Below are 24,374 nucleotides of genomic sequence, written 5' to 3'. Positions count from 1 at the left end.
AGAATATATATGTATGATAAAAATTTATTTTTCTATTCCTTCTAGATTAAATTCAGGAATGAAATCAGATATGTTAGAACCTTCATCTTGTATAAATCCATTAACTACGCCAATATCTAAAGCATAATTGATTAGGCTATCGTAGTGTTTGGGATTAAGTTTCTTATTTATTTCTGGATAATCGCAAGCATTAAACATAGGAATATATTGATTCATTAAGCTTATATAAATATCATCTTTATATCTATTATATAGAATATCTATTATCTTTTTTGAATCAAAAAGGAGTCCAGGAAGCATTAGGTGTCTTACAATAACTCCTTTTAGTATATTTCCTTTTGAATCAAACTTGGGAGTGCCAACTTGTCTTAGCATTTCATCTATTATTTTAATAGTATTGGAAGCATAATCATTAACTTTAGAGTATTTTAGAGAATATTTATTATCAAAATATTTGAAGTCCGGCAAATAAACATCAATATATCCATCCAATAATTTTATAGTTTCAATAGAATCATAACTATTGGTATTATAAAGAACTGGGATAGTTAAATTATTATTTTTAGCTATTTTTAAGGCTTCAATTATTTGAGGAACATAATGGGTAGGAGTAACTAAGTTAATGTTATTTGCACCTTTTTCCTGAAGTTCTAGGAAAATTTCAGAAAGTCTTTCAATAGATATTTCTGCACCAACAACTGATGTGTTTTTAATAATATTTTTATTAAAATCATAAGAAGATGAATTAACACTAATCCCCTGACTTATATTATAGTTTTGGCAAAATACGCATTTTAGATTACAGTGAGAAAAAAATACAGTACCAGAACCATTTCCTTGTGAAATAGGTGGCTCTTCCCAAAGATGAAGGGAAGCCTTAGCCACTTTTATGTTATTGCTAGCTTTGCAATATCCTATTTCACCATTATTTCTATTTACTTTACAATCTCTATTACACAAAGTACATTCATTTAATAAATCTAGATAATTCATTTATATCAAATCCTTTAAGAATAATTATTAATATATTTTATAAAAAGTATATCATAATTATTTGATTTGAGTCGTGTTAGAAAAATCTTTTTTATGCTTAAAAAAGAATAGTATACATTGGAATATAAAAATCAAACTTAATAGCCCAAATATAGGATATAGTTTAGTTATAAGAGTTCCAAATCCAAATTGGGAAATTAAAAGAGCAAGACTTATTACGATAAAGATTGCTTTTTTAAATTTTATATTAAATGTTTGCTCTAGGGTTTTGCTTATGGAATATATGTCAGAAACTTCAGTAGAAAACATCTCCAACCAGATTATCACGAGTAACAATGCTTGAATTAAGTTACCAAATCTATTAGCGACAAAAAGTAAAGGAATCTCATATTTATATATATAAGGTTGATTAATTGTTAATAATAAATTTATCATTAAACAAAGTATAGTTAGTCCAATTGCGCCGGTTACTATTCCAGCAATCATTATTTTACTTTTCTTCATTTGAGTGCTAAGTGGTACTAGGACTCCTGAGGCTGAAAGTGTATTATATCCAGCATAAAGTACTGTGGAAATAAAGATTCCAGTTTTTTGTTTTGGAAAGCTAGCGATATTATCTAACGAAACTGTATTTCTACAAAATGCAAAATATAAAACTGTAATCAAAGTAAGAGTACAAATCAAACCTGGAACAATAAAGGAATTAACTTCAATTAATCCTTCAGTATCTCTAAGTAGAAAAAATATGGCTATTGCAATCATTATTAGTGAGCCAATTATCTTGGGTATTCCAAAAAACTGATGTATCAAAGCACCACTTCCAGCAAGTATTATAGATGCGCTGGAAATAAGAAAGAGAGTTGTTATAAAACCAGTGATCTTACCAAATATATTAGGGCTTATTATATTCATAACATCACTATAAGAGCTAAGATTATAATTAATACTTATTCTAGAAATTATAGAACTTATTAAGATATAGAAAATACCACAACCTATAATTCCTATGAAACTAGATATACCGTATTGAGTAAAAAATTCTGTGATTTCTTTTCCAGAAGCAAGACCAGCACCAACTATTGTTCCGATAAACACAGTGGCAACTTGAAATACTTTTACCATTTCCTTTTTCAATATTTATCCCCCTTAAAGAATGTTCCTTTTATTAAATATATAAGGTTTACTTTTAATTTATTCTTTAAATGTTACAATATTTAAAGAAGGTATATTAGACACATAAAGAGGAGGAAATATGAACAGTTTTTGGGATGGAAAAAGATATCATAGTTTAAACTATTTTTTAAGAAATAAATTTGGTGAAAAAGTATTTAAAATATCTTTGGATGGAGGATTTTCTTGTCCGAATAGAGATGGAAAGATAAGTAATGGGGGCTGTCTTTTTTGTAGTGAAAGAGGTTCAGGAGATTATGCTGGTGACAGAGAATTGTCTATTTCAAAGCAATTTCATGATATAAAGGATATGATGTCACAAAAGTGGAAAAGTGGTAAGTATATAGCTTATTTTCAGGCTTACACAAACACGTATGCACCTATTGATGAGTTGAAAAGAAAATATGAAGAGGCATTAAATCAGGAGGGAGTTGTAGCTATCGCAATAGCAACAAGACCTGATTGCTTAGATGATGATGTATTAGAATTATTGGAGAACATAAACAATAAGATTTATCTTTGGATAGAACTTGGACTTCAAACCAGCAATGATGATACTGCTAAAAGAATTAATAGAGGATATAAATTAGATGTATTTGAAAATGCAATGAGAAAATTAAAAGAGAGAAATATTGATGTAGTAGTTCATGATATTTTAGGATTACCGGGTGAAACTAAAGAGGATATGTTAGAAACAATAAATTATATAGCTCATTCAGGGGCTAAAGGAATCAAACTGCATCTACTACATTTAATGAAGCAAACACCTATGGTAAAGTTATACGAGGCAGGAGATCTTAGGTTCCTATCGCAAGATGATTATATAGATCTTGTGACTCATGGAATAACACTACTTCCAAAGGACATGGTAGTTCACAGGTTAACAGGCGATGCACCAAGAGATCTTTTAATCGGACCAATGTGGAGTTTAAAAAAATGGGAAGTTTTAAATTCAATAGATAAGACGTTAGAAGATAACAACTTATGGCAAGGAAAAAATTTCAGGGAGTAACTATATATTAATTCTAATGATTAGGAATGGAGTAAGTAAAATGAAAATAGATATTATAATCTCAGCAGATGATATAGTTGAAAGCAGAGTAAGGAATAAGATTTCAGTTATAATTGATATATTTAGAGCTACATCTGTAATTATAACAGCACTAGATAATGGAGCAAGAGAAGTTATTCCTTATTTGACTATTGAGGAAACACTGGAATATGCAAAGAAACTTAGTAGAGATAATTATATTTTAGGAGGAGAGAGAAAAGCTGTTAAAATTGAAGGTTTTGATCTATCAAATTCGCCATTAGAATATACAAAAGAAAAAGTTGAAGGTAAAACAGTGCTTATGACTACAACAAATGGAACAAGAGCTTTAACAAAGTCAATGGAGGCTAAAAGAGTTTTTATAGGGGCTATGATAAATGGAGAATCAGTGGCGAAAAAATTGATTAATATAAATGATGATGTGGTTATTATTAATGCAGGAACAAATGGAAACTTTTCAATGGATGATTTTATTTGTAGTGGATATATAATTAACCAAATGCTAGATATTAATAGAAATATAGAGTTAACAGATATAGCAAAGACGGCCTGTATGATATATAAAGAAAATATAAATATTTTGAGCTATGTACGAGAAGCATCTCACTATTCAGTAATGAAATCCTTAGGATTAAATAATGATATTGAATATTGCATAAAAAAAAGCATCATAGATATAGTTCCAGAATATAAGGATGGAAAAATAACTTGTGAATGAAAAACCATTTAAGATTATAAATAAAAGTAAAACACATACATGATTTATTTAATCTGTATGTGTTTTGCTTTTCGAATTTACTATGAGTAAAAGTTTTATGATTATATGTTTTCTCTTGATTGCTTTAGTAAATCATTTATTCGCGGAGAACAATTTCTACCTCCGCATGAACCACTGCCTGCACCAGTAGCCTTTTGGACTTCTTTTATAGTTGAAGCGCCATTTTTAATAGCTTCCTTAATTTTTGATCTAGGTATTGCCTTACAAGTGCAAGTTTTTGTTAATTTATCTAAAATTGCTTCATTCAAATTATTTTCCATAATAGTATCTCCTAAAAACATTTTTTAAGTTAATTGAAAAACTAACTTTATCTTAATTATACATTTTATAATCTAAAATAAAAGTATAGTTAATTAATATTATAACAATAATTATAAAAAAGTATCCGATATTAAATAATAATTTTTATTATTGTATTAATATCGTCATAAATAAATTAAGCGAGTGTTAAGAAAACTAGTATATAATTAGGCTGAGTTTAAAAAATTAATTATAGGAACTTTATTTTAAATATTTTGTTTGGAGTGAAAACAATGATAAAAGTGTTGCTTGTGGAAGATAATATAGAAATAAGTCAAAATATAGTTGAATACTTTAGAGATGAGTTAGAAATTAAAGCAGTGTATAATGGATCAGATGCAATGGAATGTTTAAGCATTTATAACTATGATATTGTTATATTAGATCTTATGTTGCCAGAAGTAAGTGGAATGAGTGTTTTGAGCCATATATCTAAAAATTGTTTAAATACAGGTGTGATTATACTAACAGCAAAAGAAGAACTTGGTGATAAGCTTAAAGCTTTTAATTTAGGAGCAAATGATTATCTAACTAAACCATTTTTTATGGAGGAGTTGAAAGCACGGATTAATTCGATTTTGAAGAGCATGGGTAAAGTTAAAAGGGCTAATCTTCTTGAGTTCAAAGATATGCAAATTGATATGAAAGTGAAAAAAGTATATATAGGTACAAATGAATTGGAGTTAAATGAAAAGCTATATAAGTTATTGGAGTATATGGTTATAAATAAAGGTGTATTGCTATTTAAGGAACAAATATTTGATAATGTATGCGGATATAATAGTGATGCAGCAACAGAAATAATTGAGGTTTATATAAGCAGATTAAGAAAGCAATTAGGAACTTTTGGATATGGAAAGTATCTTATAACTAAAAGAGGAATGGGATATCTGTTGGATGAAAGTATAGGGGATTAATGTATGAAGAAAGATATATTTTTATCTACAAAGAAGAAAATCATAGCAACGAGTACAATTATAGTTTTTGGGTGTTTAATAGTATTTGCAATAATAACACAGGTATTATACTCATCTAGAGTACTAGATGTTATAGATCATCAGCTTTTAGAGCAGAAAGAGATTTTAACTAAGGAACAATTTAATCCAAATTACTATGAATATATTTTTAATGAAGATAGGCATAATTTAGATGGAGATTTACATAAAGATGAATTTAAAAATCCAGAGGGAGGAGAAAATCCACATAGACCAGAGAATTTTGATGGAAAATTAGATTCAAAGCCTAAGCATATACCTCCAAATCTTATTGTTATTGTGTATAAAAATAATGAGTTTGAAACAATGAGTAGAAATTTATATTTCAGTAAAGATAATCTGCCAACAATTTCAAATGATGCGGAAAACGAAGTGGTTACAATAATAAATAATGGCTATAACTTTAGGGAAATTGCTATTAGTAGTGGTGAGTATAAGATACAAGTTATTGCGAATATTGATTCAGAAGTAAATTCTATAAATAGATTGAGATATTCGATAGCAGTAAGTCTTATAATACTAATTATAATTGCAATAATTCTTTCAGCTTATCTTTCAACAAAAGTAATAAGGCCAGTTAGGGAAGCATATGAAAAGCAAGTTTATTTTGTTCAAGATGCCTCTCATGAAATGAGAACACCGTTAGCTGTAATAAAGGGGAAGTTAGAACTATTAGCCCACTCTTGGGGAGATACTATAGATGATCATTTTGAACATATTTCAAAGATGATGAGTGAAGTGAGGGGGCTAGAGAAGTTGAATAGCGATTTGTTATTATTATCTAAAGAAGATCTAGACTTGTCCATAAATATAACAAAATTTAAATTAGATGATTTAATTAATGATATAAGCGAATTTTATTTTGATTTAGCAGAAATTAAGGAGAAAATATTTAAAGTTGCTAAGCCAGAAGAAGAAATATTAGTTCAGTGGGATTATGATAAGATAAAGAGGGCAATTATAATATTGATCGAAAATGCATTTAAATATACAGGTGAAGATGGTGAAATAAATCTTATTATCGAGGATGTAAATAAGCATATTAGGATAATGGTTGTAGATAATGGAATGGGAATTAAGAAGGACGAAGAAAAGCGAATATTTGATAGATTTTATCGAAGCGATATAGTTAGAGGACAAAATATTAATGGAACGGGAATTGGCCTTAGTTTATTGAAATCTATCTCAAAGAATTTTGGTATTAAGTTAAAAGTGAATTCAGAATATGGCGCTGGATCTGAATTTATATTATTAATTCCTAAAATAATTAAATAAGATAATACTAGTAAAGGTTATTTTATTTGCTAAAGGGTCTACATAGCTATTTTATTCAAAAATGTAAAGCTATCTAAATCATTAAGAATACTAGATTTAGATAGCTATGTTTTATATTAGTATTATTATAACTGTAGTAAGAAATCAGTACAGGTATATATGAATAAAATTATAAAACCAATGTCCAGATTGAAGACCTAAAACTATTGCCAACCTAAATAAACATATAGTTGATATGCCTGCTAAGATTCCGGTGATTAATCTTCTTGTATTAGTACTCTTAAAGTACATGAGATATTGACCAAACCCATCAATTAAAAGTGGTAGCATCAGTAATAATTCTATAATTATATGAATATTTTTAGATAATATTACGTATGTGAGTCCGAGAACATATCCCAGTAATATTCCCGTGCATCTTGCACATAATGGAAATTGATGACCTCTAAAAAAGAATGATCTCTCAGGTAATTGATGGCAGAAAAACATATAGTTTAAGACTTTTTTACAATTAAGCATTTAACTTAGTATGATGATAAGCTTCCTAGCATTCCGAGTACAAAAGCTAGAACGTAAAAAATTATCCAGATAATTATTCCACCAATCATCCATTTACATACTAAGCTGGCACTTTGAGGTTTTTCATCTTTCCATAAGAAGTATAATATTATTCCCACTACTGGAAAGCAACAAGACGCAATTCCGGCTAAATGAGATGGATTGTCTAAAGTACCTTTAGAAGACATATTATTGCCAGTAGCAACACCACAATGTATACATACGGCAGCGTTATCATCTATTTGTTGTCCGCAATTCTTACAAAACATATATTTCCCCCTTTAACGAAGATACTATTTATAGTATTGTTAATAATACAACTTATGAGTAAATATGTAATTATATTCATGATAATATTTAATTTTATATCTTAGTTAAGCTATAAAATTGTTAATATGATATCGCACTAACTTTATAAAATTAGGATTGAATTATTTTATAACATTAATTAGTAATAAAGATACAATTAGTGTTTGATCATGAATTGACATTTAAAAATCATTAATATATAATTATTACAATAAAAGACGATGATTAGGAAAAGTATCTTAGATATTATTTTTAGAGAGTAGCTGGCTGGTGTAAAGCTATAATAAATCTTAGAGAAAATCACCTAGGAGTTGGAGGCTGAAAGGCGCAATGCCGAATAAGTTATCACGTAAGAGCCTGCGTTAAAGGATAGAGTATGTATGTACTTGAAATAAAACATTTAATTTTGCGTTTAGATGTTTTAACCTTAGGTGGTTTGCGAATTCAACTTCGTCCTTTAGGATGGAGTTTTTTTATGTTTAAAAAAGTATGCAAAAAGGAAACAATTCTTAAAGAGAATAATATAGTTTACTTAGCTGAAAGGGGAATTTTTAATGTACAATAAGGTAGATTCATCAAAAGGTACCGTCAAAATTGAAAAAGATATAGCAAAGCTTTGGACAGAGAAAGATATAATAAAGAAGAGCTTTGACTCAAATTCAGATGGAGAATATTTTACTTTTTATGACGGTCCACCAACAGCAAATGGAAAGCCACATGTTGGTCATATTTTGACAAGAGTTATGAAGGATATAATTCCAAGATATAAAGTAATGAAAGGGTATAAGGTTCTTAGAAAAGCTGGATGGGATACTCATGGACTTCCAGTAGAGTTAGAAATAGAAAAGAAACTTGGAATCTCAGGAAAAGAACAAATAGAAGACTTTGGTGTAGAAAAGTTTGTTCATGAATGTAAAGATAGTGTATTCTCATATGTTAGCTTATGGAAGGAAATGTCTGAACAAATTGGATTCTGGGTTGATATGGATGATCCATATGTAACATACCATGATAATTATATTGAGTCTGAATGGTGGGCTTTAAAGCAAATGTGGAATAAGGGCTTATTGTATAAGGGCCACAAAGTAATGCCTTACTGTCCAAGGTGTGGAACAGCGCTTTCATCCCATGAAGTTGCTCAAGGATATAAGGATGTTAAAGATTTAACTGCAACTGTAAAGTTTAAAGTTAAAGGTGAAGAAAATAAATATATATTAGCATGGACAACAACTCCATGGACATTACCATCTAACTTAGCATTATGTATAAATAAATCTTATACATATGCAGAAGTAAAGGTAGGAGAAGAAATTTATATTTTAGCTAAGGATTTAGTAGGTAAGGTTTTAGGAGATACTGAATATGAAATAGTTAAAGAATTTAAAGGTGAAGAATTGCTAGGTACTGAATACGAACAATTATTACCTTTTGCAAAAGTTGAAGGAAAAGCTTTCGTAGTAATTCATGGAGATTATGTAACATTATCAGACGGTACAGGAATAGTACACATTGCACCAGCTTATGGTGAAGATGATAGTCTTGTTTCAAAGAAAAATGGAATTGCATTTATAAATTTAGTAGATACAAATGGTAATTTTGTTGAAGAAGTTACTCCATGGGCAGGAAAGTTTGTTAAGAAGTGTGATGAAAGTATTGTTAAATATTTAGAAGAACGTAATCAATTATTTACAGCACAAAAGCACACTCACTCATATCCACATTGCTGGAGATGTGATACGCCGCTTCTATACTATCCAAAAGATAGTTGGTTTGTTGCGATGACTAAAATGAGAGATAAGTTACTTGAAAATAATAATAAAATAAATTGGTATCCTGATAACACTAGAACAGGAAGAATGGGTAAGTTCCTTGAAAATGTTATTGACTGGGGTATTTCAAGAGATAGATATTGGGGAACACCACTTCCAATATGGCAATGTGAATGTGGTCATCAAGAGTGTATTGGTAGCAGAGAAGAACTAGAAGAAAAAGCAACTACAGACTGTAAGGGGATTGAATTACATAAACCTTACGTAGATGGAATAAAGTTAAAATGTCCACATTGCGGTAAGGAAATGAAGAGAACACATGAAGTTATAGACTGCTGGTTTGACTCAGGATCAATGCCTTTTGCACAATGGCACTATCCATTTGAAAACAAGGAAACTTTTGAAAAGAACTTCCCAGCACAATTTATTTCAGAAGCAGTTGACCAAACAAGAGGTTGGTTCTATACATTACTTGCGATTTCAACATGTTTATTTGATACAAATTCATTTGAAAATTGTATAGTATTAGGTCACGTTTTAGATAAAAAAGGACTTAAGATGTCTAAGCATAAAGGAAATGTTGTAGATCCTTTTGAAGTACTAAATAGTCAAGGGGCAGATGCTACAAGATGGCATTTCTATACTGCAAGTGCACCATGGCTTCCAACAAGATTCTCTATCGATGATGTTGCAGAAGCTCAAAGAAAGTTCTTAGGAACATTATGGAATGTTTATTCTTTCTATGTTTTATATGCTGAAATAGATAAATTTGATCCAACTAAGTACTCTGATTTTGTTTCAGATAATATAATGGATAAATGGATTATATCTAAATTAAACACATTAATCGAAACAGTTGATGATGGATTAAATACTTATAAAATTACTCAAGCAGCATTAGCTATTGAAGATTTTACTGATGAATTATCAAACTGGTATGTAAGAAGAAACAGATCAAGATATTGGTCACAAGAGTTAACAAACGATAAGATAGGAGCTTATGTAACTTTATATAAAGTTCTAACAAATTTAGTTAAGGTGGCATCACCATTTGTACCGTTTATGACTGAAGAAATCTATCAAAATTTAGTTGTGAATCTTGATAAAAATGCGCCAGAAAGTATTCATCTATGCACTTGGCCAGAAGTTGATAAATCTGCAATAAATAAAGAACTAGAAAAAGAAATGGATTTAGCATATACACTTGTTAAGCTTGGAAGAAGTGCTAGAAACGCTGCAAATGTTAAGAATAGACAGCCACTTTCTGAATTACTTATATCAACAAAATCTCTTCCAGATTATTATGGAGATATTGTAAAAGAAGAATTAAATATCAAAAAGGTTGAGCTTGGAGCAGACCTTTCAAAATATGTTAACTTTGAAATAAAACCTAATCTACCTGTTATAGGTAAGTTATATGGAAAATTAATTCCTCAAATCAGAAAGGCAATTTCTGAAAAGAACCAAATGGAATTGGCTCAAAAGATTCAAAATGGTGGAAGTGAAACTATAACTGTTAATGATACAGAAATAGTTCTTACAAATGAAAATCTTTTAGTTACAATGCAAGGTTTAGAAGGTTATGCATTCGCAGGAGAAGGTGAACTTGGAGTTGTTTTAGATACAACTGTAACACCAGAACTTCAAGAAGAAGGGCATGTAAGAGAAATTATTTCAAAGATTCAAAATATGAGAAAAGATAAAGGATTTGAAGTTGCTGATAGAATAAATCTTTATGTATCAAATAACGATATGTTAATTGATGTTATTAAGAAATTCGAACAAACAATAAAGAAAGAGACTTTAACTTGTGAAGTTCTTTATAATCAAGAATCTAATTATTCAGAAACAGTTATAAATAGTGAAACATTAAACATGAATGTTGAAGTTGTAAGATAAAAACTAAAATGACTAGGAATAAAAGATTTTATTAATATTCCTAGTCATTTTAATATACATATACATATTTAATGTAGTTTTCATATATATTTCTTATATAAGATTGTAAATTAGTTAATATGTTTATAAATTTAAGATTAAAAACTATGATTTTTGACAAAACTTACAATAAAATAATAATTTATTTTAAGTTATGTTGATTTATAAGGCAATATGTTAGTATAATGAGATTATCTAGAAAAATTCAAAGGAGGAATAATAATGGCTACTTCTATTAAGGATGTTGCAAAAGAAGCAGGAGTATCAATTGCAACCGTTTCTAGAGTTTTAAATGATATCGATGTAGTAAACGAAGATACTAAGAAGAAAGTTTTAGATGCAATAAAAAAGCTTGGATACAGACCAAATATAGTTGCAAGAAGTTTAAAAACTCAAAGAACAAAGACAATAGGGATTTTACTTCCTGATATATCAAACCAGTTTTACCCAGAAATTGTAAGAGGTGCTGAAGATGTTTCAAATATATACGATTACAATATAATACTTTGTAATTCAGACCTTGATATAGAAAAGGAAAAAGAATATTTAAGAGTACTTAAAGAAAAAATGGTTGATGGTGTAATTTATATGAGTAGTTCTCTTAATGAAGAAATATTAGAATTAATCAATGAATTAGATTTAAAGACTGTTTTGGTTGAAACTAAGGATAAAGAAGGAGTTTTACCAAGTGTAACAATTGATAATGTTAAAGCTAGCTATGATAGCACAAAATTATTAATTGAAAAAGGAATAAAAGAAATCGCCTTTATAGGAACTGAAAAAGAAAGCAAAAATGCTTGGGGTGATAGATACATTGGTTATGAAAATGCAATGAAGGAATCAGGAATAGAAATAGATCCTGAACTAGTTTATCTAAGCTCAATGAAAGTAAAGAGCGGGTATGAAGGCATACAAAAATTCATAAAGCAAAATAAGAAATTTAGAGGTGTTGTATGTGCTTCTGATGATATTGCAATGGGAGCAATTAATGCATTAAGGGATAATAAATTGGAAGTTCCAAAAGACGTAAGTGTAATTGGATTCAATGATAATTTTGCAGCTTCAATTTTCTATCCAAAGATTACAACAATTTCTCAACCGACTTATGATATGGGTTCTGTTGCTATGAGAATGCTTATAAAACTTTTAAACAAGAAAGAGTTAGATGAGCCACATTATGTTTTAGAACATCAGCTAGTTGAAAGAGAAAGTACAGTTTAATAGAAAAATAGTCAATATTTATACTTAGTTAGTATAAATATTAAATGTACATGATTATAAAGGACTACTTCAAGATAGTTTAAAGCTATTTTGGAGTAGTCCTTTATTAGCGTTAAAGTTATAATTAGTTGCATGTACAACTAATTTGTGTTAATATAATTTGTATGTAATTATCTGGATATGAAATATGATTATTGTTAATACTATATTAATATGATTAAGATAGGGGAGAAGCAATATGGATTGCTATCAGCATATAGGTAAGTATATTGGTGAAATACATAGAGCCAGCTATATGTATTTTGGCAAGCGATTTAGTAAATTTGGGATAGGTGCTGGTCAGTACTTATTTCTTTTAAATCTTTATGAAAATGATGGTATAACACAAGAAGAATTGACGAAAAAGGTTAGGTTAGATAAAGCGACAACAGCTAGGGCAATAAAGAAATTAGAGGATGAAGGTTATGTAAGGAGAATAAAAAAAGAAAGTGATAAGCGCGCATATAGACTGGAACTAACTGAAAAAGCAGAACAAATTAAAGATGATGTATATTCTATAATGAATGAATGGGAGGCTAAAATTAGAACGTGTTTTACTGATGAGGAATCTCAAGAATTAATGAATTTGTTGAATAAATTATCTAAGAGTTCTTTAATTAATAAGGAGGATATTCATGAATAAGCAGAATAGATTAGGAGAAATGAGTGTAGGAAAATTGTTACTTGAGTTTTCAATTCCTGCAATTATAGGAATGTTAGTTAATACATTATATAACATAATAGATAGAATATTTATTGGACATATAGAAGGCATAGGTGAACTCGCTATGGCCGGTGTTGGAATTACAATGCCAATAATGTTTATAATTTTAGCATTTGGTATGTTAATCGGAATAGGTACAGCTACAAAAGTGTCAATAAAGCTTGGAGAGCATGATAAGGAAGGAGCAGAAAGACTTCTAGGAAATGCATTTACATTAATAATAATAATTGGTGTGTTATTAACGCTGTTTGGTCATATATTTGCTAATCCACTTTTGAAAGCATTTGGAGCGAGTGAAAATATTATAGGCTATGGAGAAGACTTTATAAGGGTAATTATTAGTGGTTGTATATTTAATTTGATGAGTTTTGGTTTGAATCATTCAATTAGAAGTGATGGAAGTCCTAAAATAGCAATGGCGTCTATGCTAATGAGTGCTATTATAAACATCATCTTAGATCCAATATTTATATTCGGTTTAGGCCTTGGAGTTAAAGGAGGAGCCCTTGGAACTGTTGTTGCGCAGACAATAAGCAGTATATGGATTTTATATTATTTCACAAAGGGATCTAGTGTACTTAAGATAAGAAGGAAAAATTTAAAATTGGAGAAGGATGCAGTTTTAAGTATTTTTGCTATAGGGATTAGTCCATTTAGTATGCAGCTTGCACAAAGTGCAGTTCAAGTAATAACTAATAATTCATTGCAGTCATATGGTGGTGATTTAGCTGTAGGAGCAATGACTATAGTGAACAGCTTAGCTATGATATTTTTAATGCCTATATTTGGATTAAATCAGGGACTTCAGCCTATAATCGGTTATAATTTTGGCGCTAGAAAATATGATAGAGTTAAGCAAGCAGTAAAATACGGGGTTATTACAGCTACAATAATAGTGGTGATAGGATTTATAATAATTGAAGGAATTCCAGAAGCATTAGTTAAGATTTTTAATAATGAATCATCCCTTATAGAAGTAACAGCTCATGGAATGAGAATATTTTTAATTATGCTGCCATTTATAGGAGCACAAATTATAATTACGAATTTCTTTCAATCAATAGGAAGAGTAAAAATATCGATGTTTTTAAGCTTATTGAGACAGGTGATAATATTAATTCCGTGTCTTATAATAATTCCAAGGTTCAAAGGATTAGATGGAGTATGGATCGCAGGAGCAACATCTGATATACTATCAGTTATAATTACATTCATTGTATTTTTTAAGACATCAAAGGATTTAATGGGAAATGGAAAAGAACAAAAAGTTATTTTAGAAAATTAAAAGAATAGGTATGCCTCAATATAGTTCCTAATATATTGAGACATACCTATTTTATTTAAAGAATCCCTTCGTTTTTTAAAATATCTTCTAATTTTTGAACTCTATTCGATAAACAAATAAACTTTTCTTTTAATTGTTCTTTTGAAGGCTCATCATTATTTATAACTTTTTCCATATCTTCTACAGTCTTTAGAGCTTCTTCTACATCTTGTTGAGCTATCTTTAAATTTGAATCATTCATAAAAATTCTCCTTAAAATAATATAATTATGTTTAGTAATTATATCCTATCACTACTAAAAAATAAGTGCAAGGAATATAAATGTAAAGAACAACTATACTATGGGGGAGAATATGATAAATTATATTTGGTTTTTTCTAATATTTTTTGGGATTCTAGTTGGATTATTGACTGGAAATGGAGAGATCATTTCCAAAGCAATAATTAGTTCGTCAGGTAATACTGTAACTTTTATGATTGAGCTTACAGGAATAATGTGCTTTTGGTGTGGAGTTATGAAAGTTGCAGAAAATAGCGGACTCACTGAAAAATTATCAAAGTTATTAAAGCCTATTCTTAAAAGAATTTTTAAAGAAGCTGCAAAGGATGAAAAAGCTTTAGGAGCTATTGTTATGAATCTTACTGCTAATATGATGGGGTTATCAAATGCAGCAACACCTTTTGGAATAAAGGCAATGGAAGAAATGGATAGGCTTAATTCAGATAAAGAAACAGCCTCAAATGATATGGCGCTTTTTCTTGTCTTAAATGCTACATGTATACAGTTAGTACCCTCGACGATAATATCTATAAGAGCAGCCTGTAATTCTGTTAATCCTGGAATAATAATATTGCCGACTATAGCATCAACAGCAACAGCTGCAATAGTTGGAGTAATATGCTGCAAAATATTACAGAAATACTTTTAGAAATTTCAATAATGCAATTTAATTAGAAATGCTGCAAGGAGGATTATAGAATTATGTTTAATTACTTAAGTAAAAGCATAATACCAATAATATTTTTACTTATAATAACATATGGGATGTTCAAAGGAAGAAAGGTTTATGAATGGTTTATAGAGGGTGCTAAGGATGGATTGATGGTAATCTTAAGGATATTTCCATATCTTTTAGCTATGATAATTGCAGTGCAAGTATTTAGAGAAGCAAAATTAATGGATTTACTAAATAACCTAATTGCTCCACTTGCAAACTTAATAGGATTGCCTAAAGATCTAATACCATTACTAATAATAAAACCACTGTCAGGAAGTGGTGCCATTGGTGTGTTTACAGATATAATAAAAAGTTTAGGACCAGATACAAGAACAGGTCTTATAGCTTCAGTTGTAATGGGAAGCACAGAAACTATATTTTATACAATTACAGTTTATTTCGGAGCAATTAAGGTAAAAAAGATAAGGCATACTTTATGGGCAGCAGTATTTGCTGATGCAACAGCAATAATTATGGCTATATTTATGGTAAATATATGTTTTTAAAATAACAAATCTAATTATTTGATAAAATTTGTTAGTTAGAATATTTATTAGTTAGAATCATTGGAGTATTATATTAACATAGGAATATATTTTAATAGTAGAAAAGAGGCTAAATTATGAATAAAGATACTTATATAGAAAACAGAATCAAACTTATGAATAGTATAGAAGATAATTCAGTAATGATATTATTTGCAGGTAAACCAGCTAAAAAGACAGGGGATGAATTCTATCAATTTACTCCAGATAAGAATTTTTATTATTTAACAGGAATACAAGAAGACGGACATTTGGTTGTATTATCTAAATATAATAATATAGTAAGTGAAAAGTTATTTTTGACAGATTTAGATTTAGATAAAGAAATGTGGAGTGGAAAAACATTAAGAGATTTTGAGGGAAAAGAGATATCCGGGATAAATGATGTATCTTATATGAAGGAGTTTACTTCGTACCTAAATGCATTAATAAAGGGAAAAGAAAGAGTTAATTTGTATCTAGATTTGGATAGAGAAGAGTTTGAAGAAGGTGACTCTGTATCAAATAGATTTGCAAAAGAGATTGTTAGTAAGTATCCACATATTAATATAAAGAATTTTACAAGTATAATTGCACCTCTAAGAATGGTTAAGTCTGAGAATGAGATAAAGGAAATGAGGAAAGCAATAGAGATAACTATTGAAGGCGTAAAGTCTTTAATGAAAAATGTGAAGGCTGGAATGAAGGAATATGAAATCGAGGCTTATTTTGATTTTGAATGCAAAACAAGAGGCGTTAAAGATTATGCTTTTAGAACAATAGCAGCAGCAGGGAAAAATGCAACAATACTTCATTACGTAGATAATAACAGTGAGTTGAAAGATGGAGATTTAATTCTATTTGATCTTGGAGCTCAGTGGAATTTATATAATGCAGATATAACAAGGGCATTCCCTATAAATGGCAAGTTCACTCAAAGACAAAAGGAAGTTTATGAAGCTGTACTTAGAGTTAATAAAGCAGTAATTGAAAGAATAAAGCCTGGAGTGGATTCGAAGGAATTAAATGTATGGGCTAAAGATTTAATTGCACAAGAATGTATTGGATTAGGGCTTATAAAAGAAAAATCAGAAGTTAACAGATATTATTGGCATAAAATAGGTCATAGTTTAGGTTTAGATACTCATGATTTAGGGATACTTGGTAGAGAATTCACATTTGCAGAAGGAATGGTATTTACAGTGGAACCAGGTATATATATAGCTGAAGAAAATATAGGCATAAGAATTGAAGATGATATTTTAGTTACTAAAGATGGATGTGAAGTTTTAACTAAGAATATGATTAAGGAAATTGATGAAATCGAAGAATTTATGAAATAATATATTATTGCAGAAAATAAGAACCTAATAAGATTAAGATACATAGATGTGTTTACTTATTAGGTCTTATGACGTTCTTAAAAAATACATCTAAAAGAGGGAATAAATATGAGAGTATTAGAAAGAATACAAAAATTAAGAGAAATAATGAAAAAAGAGAATATAGATTATTATATAGTTCCAAGCGAAGATTTTCATCAAAGTGAATATGTGGCTGAATGTTTTAAGTCTAGAGCATATATAACAGGCTTTACTGGCTCAGCAGGAACAGCATTGATCGGAATGGAAAAAGCAATACTATGGACAGATGGAAGATACTTTATACAAGCCAATGAACAATTAAAAGATTCTGGAGTAGAGCTTTTTAAAATGAGAATTCCTGGATGGCCGACTTTAGAAGAGTGGTTGATGGAAAATATGATGGATGGTCAAACTTTAGGTTTTGATGGGAGAGTATTATCGGTTAATCAATATAAAGAAATTCTAAAAATAAAAGAAAATAAAAATATAAACATAGTAATGAATAAAGACTTAATTGAAGAAATATGGGAAGACAAACCTGAAATGCCCAAAGAAAAAGTTTTTTTGCATGAAGTAAAGTATTGCGGAAAAACTGCAAATGAAAAGATTCAAGAAGTAAGAAATGAAATGAAAAAGCTATGTGGAAAGTCATATATAATATCATCATTAGATGATATAGCATGGATTTTTAATATTAGAGGAAATGATGTAAAGTATACACCAGTAGTTCTAGCGTATGCATTAATTGATGAAGAGAAAGCTGTGCTATACATAGATAGGGAAAAGATATCATCTGCTGATGAAAAAACATTAACTAAAGAAGGCATAATAATAAAAAATTATGAGGATATATTTGAAGATATAAAAGAAGTACAAGATAGTGTTATATTAGACCCAAGCAAAATAAGTGCGTATATATACAATCAGATTAATAAAAAAATAAAGAAGATAGAAGAAATAAATATAACTACAAAATTAAAGGCTATAAAGAATAATAAGGAAATAGAAAATCTTAAAAATTGTCAACTTAAAGATGGTGTTGCAATGGTAAGGTTTATTAAGTGGATTAAAGAAAGTCTGGATAAGGAAGATATAACAGAGATAACCTTGGCGGAAAAGTTATGTAATTTTAGGAGTCAAGGAGATTTATTTATTGAAGAAAGCTTTGGAACAATTGCAGGGTATAAAGAACATGCAGCGATGATGCATTATTCTGCAACAGAAGAAAGCGCATATAAGTTAGAAAAAGAAGGAATACTGTTAGTAGATAGCGGTGGACAATATTTTGATGGAACTACAGATATAACACGTAGCATTGTTTTGGGAAAATTGACTGAAGAAGAAAAACGAGATTTTACGCTAGTTCTAAAAGCGCATATCAATCTTATGAAAGCAAAATTTTTAAAAGGAACTACAGGATCCAATATAGATATTTTAAGTAGAAGGGTTTTATGGGAAGAAGGAATAGATTACAAGTGTGGAACAGGTCATGGGGTTGGATTCTGCTTAAGTGTTCATGAAGGTCCACAAACAATAAGGCCAGTACCGAATACAATAGAATTAGAGCCGGGAATGATATTAACTAATGAGCCAGGAATATATAGAGAAGGAAAACATGGAATAAGGACAGAAAATATTATGCTAGTTGTTGAAGACGAAAGAAATGCTGAGTTTGGAGAATTTTATAAATTCGAAACTATGTCATATTGTCCAATAGACTTAGATGGAATCAATGTTCAATTGCTGACAGAGGATGAAAAAGAGTGGTTAAATAATTATCATAAAGAGACTTATGATAAATTAAGTCCATTCTTGAGTGATAGTGAAAAACAATTTCTTAAAGAAGTAACTCAAGAAATATAACTTAAACATTATAAATAGGTTATTGCACTTGAGAGCAACAAATAGTATAATGTAAATAATTTGGGGATTAATATATATTATAGGTTGAAAATTTTGCCTATAAGATTGAAAGAAGATAATCTCTGAAGTAAACTAATAATAATTAAATAGAATGCTATGAAGAGAAGAGTAATAAAAGAATCATTCCATAAGAGAGCTAATATATGCTGAAAGTTAGCGTTTGTGAATTTTATGAAGATGGTCTCAGAGCATGTTTCTTGAGTCAAAATTATTTGGTTAGGGAAATACGGAAGCGACCGTTATATTGCAGGGTGATGTTGGTCACCTACTGAGTTATTTGCTGTGAGGTAAATAAGAATTAGAGTGGTAACACGTATAATACGTCTCTATATAGGTTTTAATACTTATATAGAGATTTTTTTGTGCTTATGGAAGACCGAAGATAATGCCAAGATAATTTGAAGACAAAAACATGAAGATGGTAATAATATTAGAATATATATTCTAATATTCTAATATTCTGAAGAATATGCTTGAAAAATGCGGGCTAGAGATGTCATGACACAATATATAGAAGGTAAAAATTAATATTATAATAGAAAAATAGCAATAAATAATTGCTTTAATATAAGGAGGACACAAATAATGTGTACAGATTGTAAAAAAACATATTATATTACGACACCAATTTATTATCCATCAACAAAGCTTCATATAGGTAATACCTATACAACTGTAGCTGCTGATGCTTTAGCAAGATTTAAGAGATTAACAGGCTATGATGTAATGTTCTTAACAGGAACAGATGAGCATGGCCAAAAGATCCAAAGAATAGCCGAAGAAAAAGGAATCACACCAAAGCAACACGTAGATGAAGTTGTTGCTGGTATTAAGGATCTTTGGAGCATGATGAATATAAGTTATGATAAGTTTATTAGAACTACTGATGATTATCATATTAAAGCTGTTCAAGATATATTTAAGAAATTATATGATCAAGGAGATATATATAAGAGTTCTTATGAAGGTTGGTATTGCACACCTTGTGAATCTTTCTGGACTGATACACAATTAGTTAATGGAAACTGCCCTGATTGCGGAAGACCAGTTGAAAAATCAAAGGAAGAAGCATATTTCTTCAAGATGAGCAAGTATGCTGATAAGTTAATCAAATATATTGAAGACCATCCAGAGTTCATTCAACCAGAATCAAGAAAAAATGAAATGCTAAATAATTTCTTAAGACCAGGTCTTCAAGATCTTTGTGTTTCAAGAACAAGCTTTAACTGGGGAGTACCTGTAACTTTTGATGAAAGTCATGTTGTATATGTTTGGATTGATGCATTATCAAACTATATCACTGCCCTTGGATATGGCCAAGAAAATAAAGATTTATATAATAAATACTGGCCAGCAGATGTACATTTAATAGGAAAAGATATTTTAAGATTCCATACTATTTATTGGCCAATAATGTTAATGGCGCTAGATTTACCTCTTCCAAAGCAAGTTTTCGGTCATGGATGGCTACTTGTTGACGGTGGAAAAATGTCAAAATCTAAAGGTAATGTAGTAGATCCAGTTGTTCTTGTAAATGAATTTGGAGTTGATCCTGTAAGATATTATTTATTAAAAGAAATTCCATTTGGAGCAGATGGATTATTTAATAATGAAATATTTATAAAGAAAATAAATTCAGACCTTTGTAATGATTTGGGTAATCTTTTATCAAGAACAGTTGCAATGGTTGAAAAATATTTTGGTGGAGAAATGCCAGCTCAAGATGAAAAAGAAGCTATTGATGATGAGTTAATAAATTTAGCATTATCAGCACCAGCTAAAATTGAGGAAGCAATAAACGAATTAAATATACCACAAGCTTTAGAATATGTTTTTGAATTAATAAGAAGAGCAAATAAATATATAGATGAAACAACTCCATGGATATTAGCTAAAGATGAAAGTAAAAAAGCTAGACTTGGAACAGTTCTTTATAATTTAGCGGAAAGTCTTAGATTTGCATCAGTAATGATTTCAGCATTCTTACCAGAAACATCTAAGAAGATTAATGAACAAATTAATACTACAGAAATTTCATGGGAATCATTAAAGTCATTTGATGGAATTAAGGCAGGAACTAAGGTAGTAAAAGCTGATAACTTATTCCCAAGAATAGATGTAGATAAGAAATTAGAAGAATTAGAAGCTTTAAAGGCTGCTCAAGCGCCAGCTAAGAGAGAAATTACACCTATAAAAGAAGAAATAACAATAGATGATTTCGAAAAGGTTGATTTAAGAGTAGTAAAAGTATTAGCATGTGAACCAATAAAGGGAGCTAAGAAATTATTAAAATTAAAAGTTGATTTAGGTGGAGAAGAAAGACAAGTGGTTTCAGGAATATCTAAGTTCTATAAACCAGAAGAAATAGTAGGTAAAAATGTAGTTTTAGTTGCTAACTTAAAGCCAGTAAAACTTAGAGGGGAATTATCACAAGGAATGATTTTATGTGCTGCAACAGATGATGACAGTATATTAAAAGCAGTGGACCCGGGTGAGATTCCAACAGGTAGCATTGTAAGATAATTATAAAAAAATAGAACGTCTCACTTAGGGGAGTGAGACGTTCATTAACCATACTAAATAAATGGTTAAAAGGGGTAAATAATAATGCTTTAACTACTTTACAATATTAATTTTAATGCATTAATATGTCATCTAGGTGTCAAAAAATAAATTCGTAAAAAAAATTATTTACGAATTTATTTTTATTTTAATTGCTATGATTTGCATTGAATTATATAGTTTTAAGTAAGATTATCATAAAGAGGTATAAGTAATAATTTTATGTTATTATTTAAGTAAGTAATGCTAAATTTAAATGCAGTAGTTTTAGAATATGATAATTTGGAAATAATGTTAATAGGAAAGGAATATTGGTTTATGAATCAAAAATTTAAAATAATAGATAGCCATGCTCATTATGATGATGAAGCTTTTAATGAAGATAGAGAATATTTACTAAATGAGATTAATGAAAATGGAGTTATTGGAATCCTAAATTGCGCATCATCATATGATAGTTTAAAAACAACAGATCAACTAACTAAAGATCATGATTTTATCTTTGGTGCTTTAGGAATACATCCGGAAAATGCAAATGAGATGAAAATCGATACACTAGATGAAATTAAAGCTTATATTAAGAATAATGACAAAATAGTAGCTATTGGGGAGATTGGATTAGACTATTATTGGGATGAAAATCCACCTAAAGATATTCAAAAGGATGTATTTAGAAGGCATATGAATTTAGCTAAAGAACTAAATTATCCAGTTGTTATTCATGATAGAGATGCACATCAAGACACATTAGAAATAATTAAGGAGTTTCCAGAAGTTACAGGTGTAGTTCACTGTTTTTCAGGAAGTGTGGAATTTGCGAAGGAATGCATAAAATTAGGGTATTATATAGGGATAACAGGTGTTGTTACATTTAAAAATGCAAAAAAGGTTGTTGAAGTAGTTAGAGAAATCCCTTTAGAAAAGATACTTGTAGAAACTGATTGTCCGTATATGGCACCTGAACCAAACAGAGGAAAAAGAAATAAATCAGATTATATTGAATATATAATAACTAAGATAGCAAAAATTAAGAATATTGACCCTTATGAGGCAAATTTGAGATTTAACGAGAATTTTTTTAGATTGATTAGAAAGGAAAAATAAGGTAAAATATTAAGTGTACACTTTAAATATAATTTCTGTATTCAACATAAAGTAAATCTAATCTTAAACTGAAATTATCATTAAGTTTAATAAATGTTTCTATAATTTCATATCATTAAATTTTAATTTCATAATGAAGTAATATTAAATACCGCTATCATTTTTATATATTATATTTTATGCACAAAGTGCATTATTACAATGCTTCATTATATTGCAAGAGTTTACTAATTTGACAAGTCTAGAATATTAATATATAATTCAAAAGACACTCTTGCCAAAGGAGGGAAAATAATGATAGAAAAATTGAGACAATTTATTAGGCAAAGTTTTTCTAACGGTCCGAAGGCAAAAATTATAATTGGAACAATTGCGATAGCATTTGTAGTTGTTACAGCAGTGACTATAATGAGCATAAGAAAAACGCTCGTAATAAGTATAGACGGTAAAGAAGCGACTTTTGTCACTTACAAGGGGACTGTTAAAGGTGTGTTGCAAGAAAATGGGATAGAATTATCGCCTAAAGATAAAGTGCAACCATCCTTGGAATCCAAAGTATCTGAAAAAGAAACTATTAAAGTAAAAAAGGCTGTTCCAGTAGATATTAAGGCTGGTGGAATGGAAGTACAATTGCAAACGGCAGAGGATACGGTTGAGGATATGCTGGATGCAGAGAAAAATACATTAAAAGATCAAGGAATAGAATTTGACAAAGACGTAGATGAGGTATCACCATCCCTAGAGTCTAAGTTAGAGGGTAACGAAAGTGTCCAACTTGTCAAAGTGGAAACAAAAGATGTCACCGAAAAGCAGCCAATTAACTTCGATACAATTGTAGAAAAAGATGAAAATTTGGACAGTAGTGTTCAGAAGGTTAAGAGTGAAGGAGTTAATGGTGAGAAACAAATTACTTATCAAATAATATATAAAGATGGGGTAGAGATTTCTCGTAATGTAAAGAGTACTAAAACCATATTGGAACCACAAAATGAAGTTGTGGTCAAAGGAACTGGTCAAGTGTACGCAAGCAGAGGTGGAGACAGAATAACTTATAAGAAAAAGATTAATTGCACAGCAACAGCTTATAGCAACCATTCTACTACAGCTACAGGGAGAACGCCTGTTAGAAATCAAGGTGGTATGAGTACGATTGCAGTAGATCCATCCGTAATACCGCTAGGAAGTAAAGTATATGTGGAAGGGTATGGATATGCAATTGCATCAGATACAGGTGGTGCTATAAAGGGCGACAGAATTGACATATACCTTAATTCGTCAAATGAATGTGATTCATGGGGAAGAAGATCAGTTGATGTATTAGTAGTTGCTTACCCAGGGCAATGGTAAGCTATTTTAAGAGATAACAGATGTTATCTCTATTTTTTTCTTTGAATTTGTGGATGTTTTATCATATTATCACTACTTTACAATAAAATTAACTGACTCCGTCATGCGAAGCAATAAAATCTATTACATCTTTAGCAGTTGATATAT

At 29.6% G+C, this 24,374-nt stretch carries 21 protein-coding genes and 2 other annotated features; of the genes, 15 read left to right on the top strand and 6 right to left on the bottom strand.

The window, feature by feature from the left end:
* Positions 1 to 24: 24 nt before the first annotated feature.
* Complete coding sequence (locus ACJDTP_RS24475) at positions 25 to 993, bottom strand: radical SAM protein (protein WP_406762718.1); 969 nt, start codon at positions 991 to 993, stop codon at positions 25 to 27.
* Between the two features lie 57 nt (positions 994 to 1,050).
* A complete protein-coding gene (locus tag ACJDTP_RS24470; RefSeq protein WP_011967403.1) occupies positions 1,051 to 2,127 on the bottom strand; it encodes a YkvI family membrane protein in 1,077 nt (358 codons plus the stop codon).
* Between the two features lie 118 nt (positions 2,128 to 2,245).
* Between ACJDTP_RS24470 and mnmL the strand changes: the two genes are divergently transcribed.
* Together mnmL and ACJDTP_RS24460 are read left to right on the top strand one after the other, a co-directional pair.
* On the top strand, positions 2,246 to 3,175 hold the full coding sequence (mnmL, locus tag ACJDTP_RS24465) for a tRNA modification radical SAM protein MnmL/YtqA (RefSeq protein WP_406762717.1): 930 nt from the start codon (positions 2,246 to 2,248) through the stop codon (positions 3,173 to 3,175).
* Between the two features lie 40 nt (positions 3,176 to 3,215).
* Complete coding sequence (locus tag ACJDTP_RS24460; RefSeq protein ID WP_406762716.1) at positions 3,216 to 3,932, top strand: 2-phosphosulfolactate phosphatase family protein; 717 nt, start codon at positions 3,216 to 3,218, stop codon at positions 3,930 to 3,932.
* Positions 3,933 to 4,033: 101 nt separating this feature from the next.
* Here the strand turns inward: ACJDTP_RS24460 and ACJDTP_RS24455 are convergent, their stop codons facing one another.
* Positions 4,034 to 4,252: a (2Fe-2S)-binding protein gene (locus ACJDTP_RS24455; protein WP_011967406.1), complete on the bottom strand. Its 219-nt coding sequence runs from the start codon at positions 4,250 to 4,252 to the stop codon at positions 4,034 to 4,036.
* Positions 4,253 to 4,525: 273 nt separating this feature from the next.
* On the opposite strand from ACJDTP_RS24455, the gene ACJDTP_RS24450 reads away from it, so the two are divergent.
* Together ACJDTP_RS24450 and ACJDTP_RS24445 are read left to right on the top strand one after the other, a co-directional pair.
* Positions 4,526 to 5,209 carry a response regulator transcription factor gene (locus ACJDTP_RS24450; protein ID WP_406762715.1) on the top strand — a complete coding sequence of 228 codons (684 nt, stop codon included), beginning with the start codon at positions 4,526 to 4,528 and terminating at the stop codon, positions 5,207 to 5,209.
* A 3-nt stretch (positions 5,210 to 5,212) separates the two neighbouring features.
* A complete protein-coding gene (locus ACJDTP_RS24445; protein ID WP_406762714.1) occupies positions 5,213 to 6,562 on the top strand; it encodes a sensor histidine kinase in 1,350 nt (449 codons plus the stop codon).
* 144 nt (positions 6,563 to 6,706) lie between these two features.
* Here ACJDTP_RS24445 and ACJDTP_RS24440 read toward each other — a convergent pair whose 3' ends face one another.
* Both ACJDTP_RS24440 and ACJDTP_RS24435 read right to left on the bottom strand, forming a co-directional pair.
* On the bottom strand, positions 6,707 to 7,051 hold the full coding sequence (locus tag ACJDTP_RS24440; RefSeq protein ID WP_406762725.1) for a DUF2085 domain-containing protein: 345 nt from the start codon (positions 7,049 to 7,051) through the stop codon (positions 6,707 to 6,709).
* A 35-nt stretch (positions 7,052 to 7,086) separates the two neighbouring features.
* Entirely contained in the window at positions 7,087 to 7,389 is a 303-nt protein-coding gene (locus tag ACJDTP_RS24435) for a zinc-ribbon domain-containing protein (RefSeq protein ID WP_078117597.1), read from the bottom strand.
* Between the two features lie 252 nt (positions 7,390 to 7,641).
* Positions 7,642 to 7,890, top strand: a binding site (T-box leader).
* A gap of 93 nt (positions 7,891 to 7,983) precedes the next feature.
* On the opposite strand from ACJDTP_RS24435, the gene ileS reads away from it, so the two are divergent.
* From ileS to ACJDTP_RS24415, 4 genes are all read left to right on the top strand, one after another.
* Positions 7,984 to 11,097: an isoleucine--tRNA ligase gene (ileS, locus tag ACJDTP_RS24430; RefSeq protein ID WP_078117596.1), complete on the top strand. Its 3,114-nt coding sequence runs from the start codon at positions 7,984 to 7,986 to the stop codon at positions 11,095 to 11,097.
* Positions 11,098 to 11,358: 261 nt separating this feature from the next.
* Positions 11,359 to 12,357: a LacI family DNA-binding transcriptional regulator gene (locus tag ACJDTP_RS24425; RefSeq protein ID WP_077837330.1), complete on the top strand. Its 999-nt coding sequence runs from the start codon at positions 11,359 to 11,361 to the stop codon at positions 12,355 to 12,357.
* Between the two features lie 238 nt (positions 12,358 to 12,595).
* On the top strand, positions 12,596 to 13,039 hold the full coding sequence (locus ACJDTP_RS24420) for a MarR family winged helix-turn-helix transcriptional regulator (RefSeq protein ID WP_078117595.1): 444 nt from the start codon (positions 12,596 to 12,598) through the stop codon (positions 13,037 to 13,039).
* Positions 13,032 to 14,405, top strand: a complete 1,374-nt coding sequence (locus tag ACJDTP_RS24415; RefSeq protein WP_077837332.1) for an MATE family efflux transporter — start codon at positions 13,032 to 13,034, stop codon at positions 14,403 to 14,405. Before ACJDTP_RS24420 ends, ACJDTP_RS24415 begins: the two co-directional genes overlap by 8 nt.
* A 55-nt stretch (positions 14,406 to 14,460) precedes the next feature.
* Here ACJDTP_RS24415 and ACJDTP_RS24410 read toward each other — a convergent pair whose 3' ends face one another.
* Positions 14,461 to 14,646, bottom strand: a complete 186-nt coding sequence (locus ACJDTP_RS24410; RefSeq protein WP_041893318.1) for a hypothetical protein — start codon at positions 14,644 to 14,646, stop codon at positions 14,461 to 14,463.
* A 112-nt stretch (positions 14,647 to 14,758) separates the two neighbouring features.
* Between ACJDTP_RS24410 and ACJDTP_RS24405 the strand changes: the two genes are divergently transcribed.
* The 7 genes from ACJDTP_RS24405 (at position 14,759) to ACJDTP_RS24375 (ending at position 24,227) form a co-directional block, all read left to right on the top strand.
* The gene (locus ACJDTP_RS24405; protein ID WP_065416611.1) at positions 14,759 to 15,334 is read left to right on the top strand and encodes a nucleoside recognition domain-containing protein; all 576 of its coding nucleotides are present in this window, start codon (positions 14,759 to 14,761) and stop codon (positions 15,332 to 15,334) included.
* A 53-nt stretch (positions 15,335 to 15,387) separates the two neighbouring features.
* Positions 15,388 to 15,909 (top strand): spore maturation protein, encoded by a 522-nt coding sequence (locus ACJDTP_RS24400; protein ID WP_017209529.1) that lies wholly within the window; start codon positions 15,388 to 15,390, stop codon positions 15,907 to 15,909.
* 116 nt (positions 15,910 to 16,025) lie between these two features.
* A complete protein-coding gene (locus ACJDTP_RS24395) occupies positions 16,026 to 17,270 on the top strand; it encodes an aminopeptidase P family protein (protein WP_077841937.1) in 1,245 nt (414 codons plus the stop codon).
* 108 nt (positions 17,271 to 17,378) lie between these two features.
* Positions 17,379 to 19,154 carry an aminopeptidase P family protein gene (locus ACJDTP_RS24390; RefSeq protein WP_171773122.1) on the top strand — a complete coding sequence of 592 codons (1,776 nt, stop codon included), beginning with the start codon at positions 17,379 to 17,381 and terminating at the stop codon, positions 19,152 to 19,154.
* Positions 19,155 to 19,301: 147 nt separating this feature from the next.
* Positions 19,302 to 19,545 (top strand) — a binding site (T-box leader).
* A 254-nt stretch (positions 19,546 to 19,799) separates the two neighbouring features.
* Positions 19,800 to 21,737 carry a methionine--tRNA ligase gene (gene metG, locus ACJDTP_RS24385; RefSeq protein WP_077837336.1) on the top strand — a complete coding sequence of 646 codons (1,938 nt, stop codon included), beginning with the start codon at positions 19,800 to 19,802 and terminating at the stop codon, positions 21,735 to 21,737.
* Between the two features lie 357 nt (positions 21,738 to 22,094).
* Positions 22,095 to 22,880: a TatD family hydrolase gene (locus tag ACJDTP_RS24380; protein WP_406762713.1), complete on the top strand. Its 786-nt coding sequence runs from the start codon at positions 22,095 to 22,097 to the stop codon at positions 22,878 to 22,880.
* A 294-nt stretch (positions 22,881 to 23,174) separates the two neighbouring features.
* Positions 23,175 to 24,227 carry a 3D domain-containing protein gene (locus ACJDTP_RS24375; protein ID WP_173709406.1) on the top strand — a complete coding sequence of 351 codons (1,053 nt, stop codon included), beginning with the start codon at positions 23,175 to 23,177 and terminating at the stop codon, positions 24,225 to 24,227.
* The last annotated feature ends 147 nt before the right edge of the window (positions 24,228 to 24,374 follow it).

This window comes from Candidatus Clostridium helianthi, from assembly GCF_045310795.1.
Taxonomy (GTDB): Bacteria; Bacillota; Clostridia; order Clostridiales; family Clostridiaceae; genus Clostridium; species Clostridium helianthi.
This window is presented reverse-complemented; position numbering and strand designations above follow the sequence as displayed.

Bases quoted from the DNA above. Each gene is read 5' to 3' on its own strand.
- ACJDTP_RS24395 (WP_077841937.1), top strand. From the start codon at position 16,026: ATGAATAAAGATACTTATATAGAAAACAGAATCAAACTTATGAATAGT.
- ACJDTP_RS24420 (WP_078117595.1), top strand. From the start codon at position 12,596: ATGGATTGCTATCAGCATATAGGTAAGTATATTGGTGAAATACATAGA.
- ACJDTP_RS24410 (WP_041893318.1), bottom strand. From the start codon at position 14,646: ATGAATGATTCAAATTTAAAGATAGCTCAACAAGATGTAGAAGAAGCT.
- ACJDTP_RS24380 (WP_406762713.1), top strand. From the start codon at position 22,095: ATGAATCAAAAATTTAAAATAATAGATAGCCATGCTCATTATGATGAT.
- ACJDTP_RS24375 (WP_173709406.1), top strand. From the start codon at position 23,175: ATGATAGAAAAATTGAGACAATTTATTAGGCAAAGTTTTTCTAACGGT.
- ACJDTP_RS24445 (WP_406762714.1), top strand. From the start codon at position 5,213: ATGAAGAAAGATATATTTTTATCTACAAAGAAGAAAATCATAGCAACG.
- ACJDTP_RS24455 (WP_011967406.1), bottom strand. From the start codon at position 4,252: ATGGAAAATAATTTGAATGAAGCAATTTTAGATAAATTAACAAAAACT.
- ACJDTP_RS24460 (WP_406762716.1), top strand. From the start codon at position 3,216: ATGAAAATAGATATTATAATCTCAGCAGATGATATAGTTGAAAGCAGA.
- ileS (WP_078117596.1), top strand. From the start codon at position 7,984: ATGTACAATAAGGTAGATTCATCAAAAGGTACCGTCAAAATTGAAAAA.
- ACJDTP_RS24400 (WP_017209529.1), top strand. From the start codon at position 15,388: ATGTTTAATTACTTAAGTAAAAGCATAATACCAATAATATTTTTACTT.
- ACJDTP_RS24425 (WP_077837330.1), top strand. From the start codon at position 11,359: ATGGCTACTTCTATTAAGGATGTTGCAAAAGAAGCAGGAGTATCAATT.
- ACJDTP_RS24405 (WP_065416611.1), top strand. From the start codon at position 14,759: ATGATAAATTATATTTGGTTTTTTCTAATATTTTTTGGGATTCTAGTT.
- ACJDTP_RS24390 (WP_171773122.1), top strand. From the start codon at position 17,379: ATGAGAGTATTAGAAAGAATACAAAAATTAAGAGAAATAATGAAAAAA.
- ACJDTP_RS24415 (WP_077837332.1), top strand. From the start codon at position 13,032: ATGAATAAGCAGAATAGATTAGGAGAAATGAGTGTAGGAAAATTGTTA.
- mnmL (WP_406762717.1), top strand. From the start codon at position 2,246: ATGAACAGTTTTTGGGATGGAAAAAGATATCATAGTTTAAACTATTTT.
- ACJDTP_RS24475 (WP_406762718.1), bottom strand. From the start codon at position 993: ATGAATTATCTAGATTTATTAAATGAATGTACTTTGTGTAATAGAGAT.
- ACJDTP_RS24450 (WP_406762715.1), top strand. From the start codon at position 4,526: ATGATAAAAGTGTTGCTTGTGGAAGATAATATAGAAATAAGTCAAAAT.
- metG (WP_077837336.1), top strand. From the start codon at position 19,800: ATGTGTACAGATTGTAAAAAAACATATTATATTACGACACCAATTTAT.
- ACJDTP_RS24435 (WP_078117597.1), bottom strand. From the start codon at position 7,389: ATGTTTTGTAAGAATTGCGGACAACAAATAGATGATAACGCTGCCGTA.
- ACJDTP_RS24440 (WP_406762725.1), bottom strand. From the start codon at position 7,051: ATGTTTTTCTGCCATCAATTACCTGAGAGATCATTCTTTTTTAGAGGT.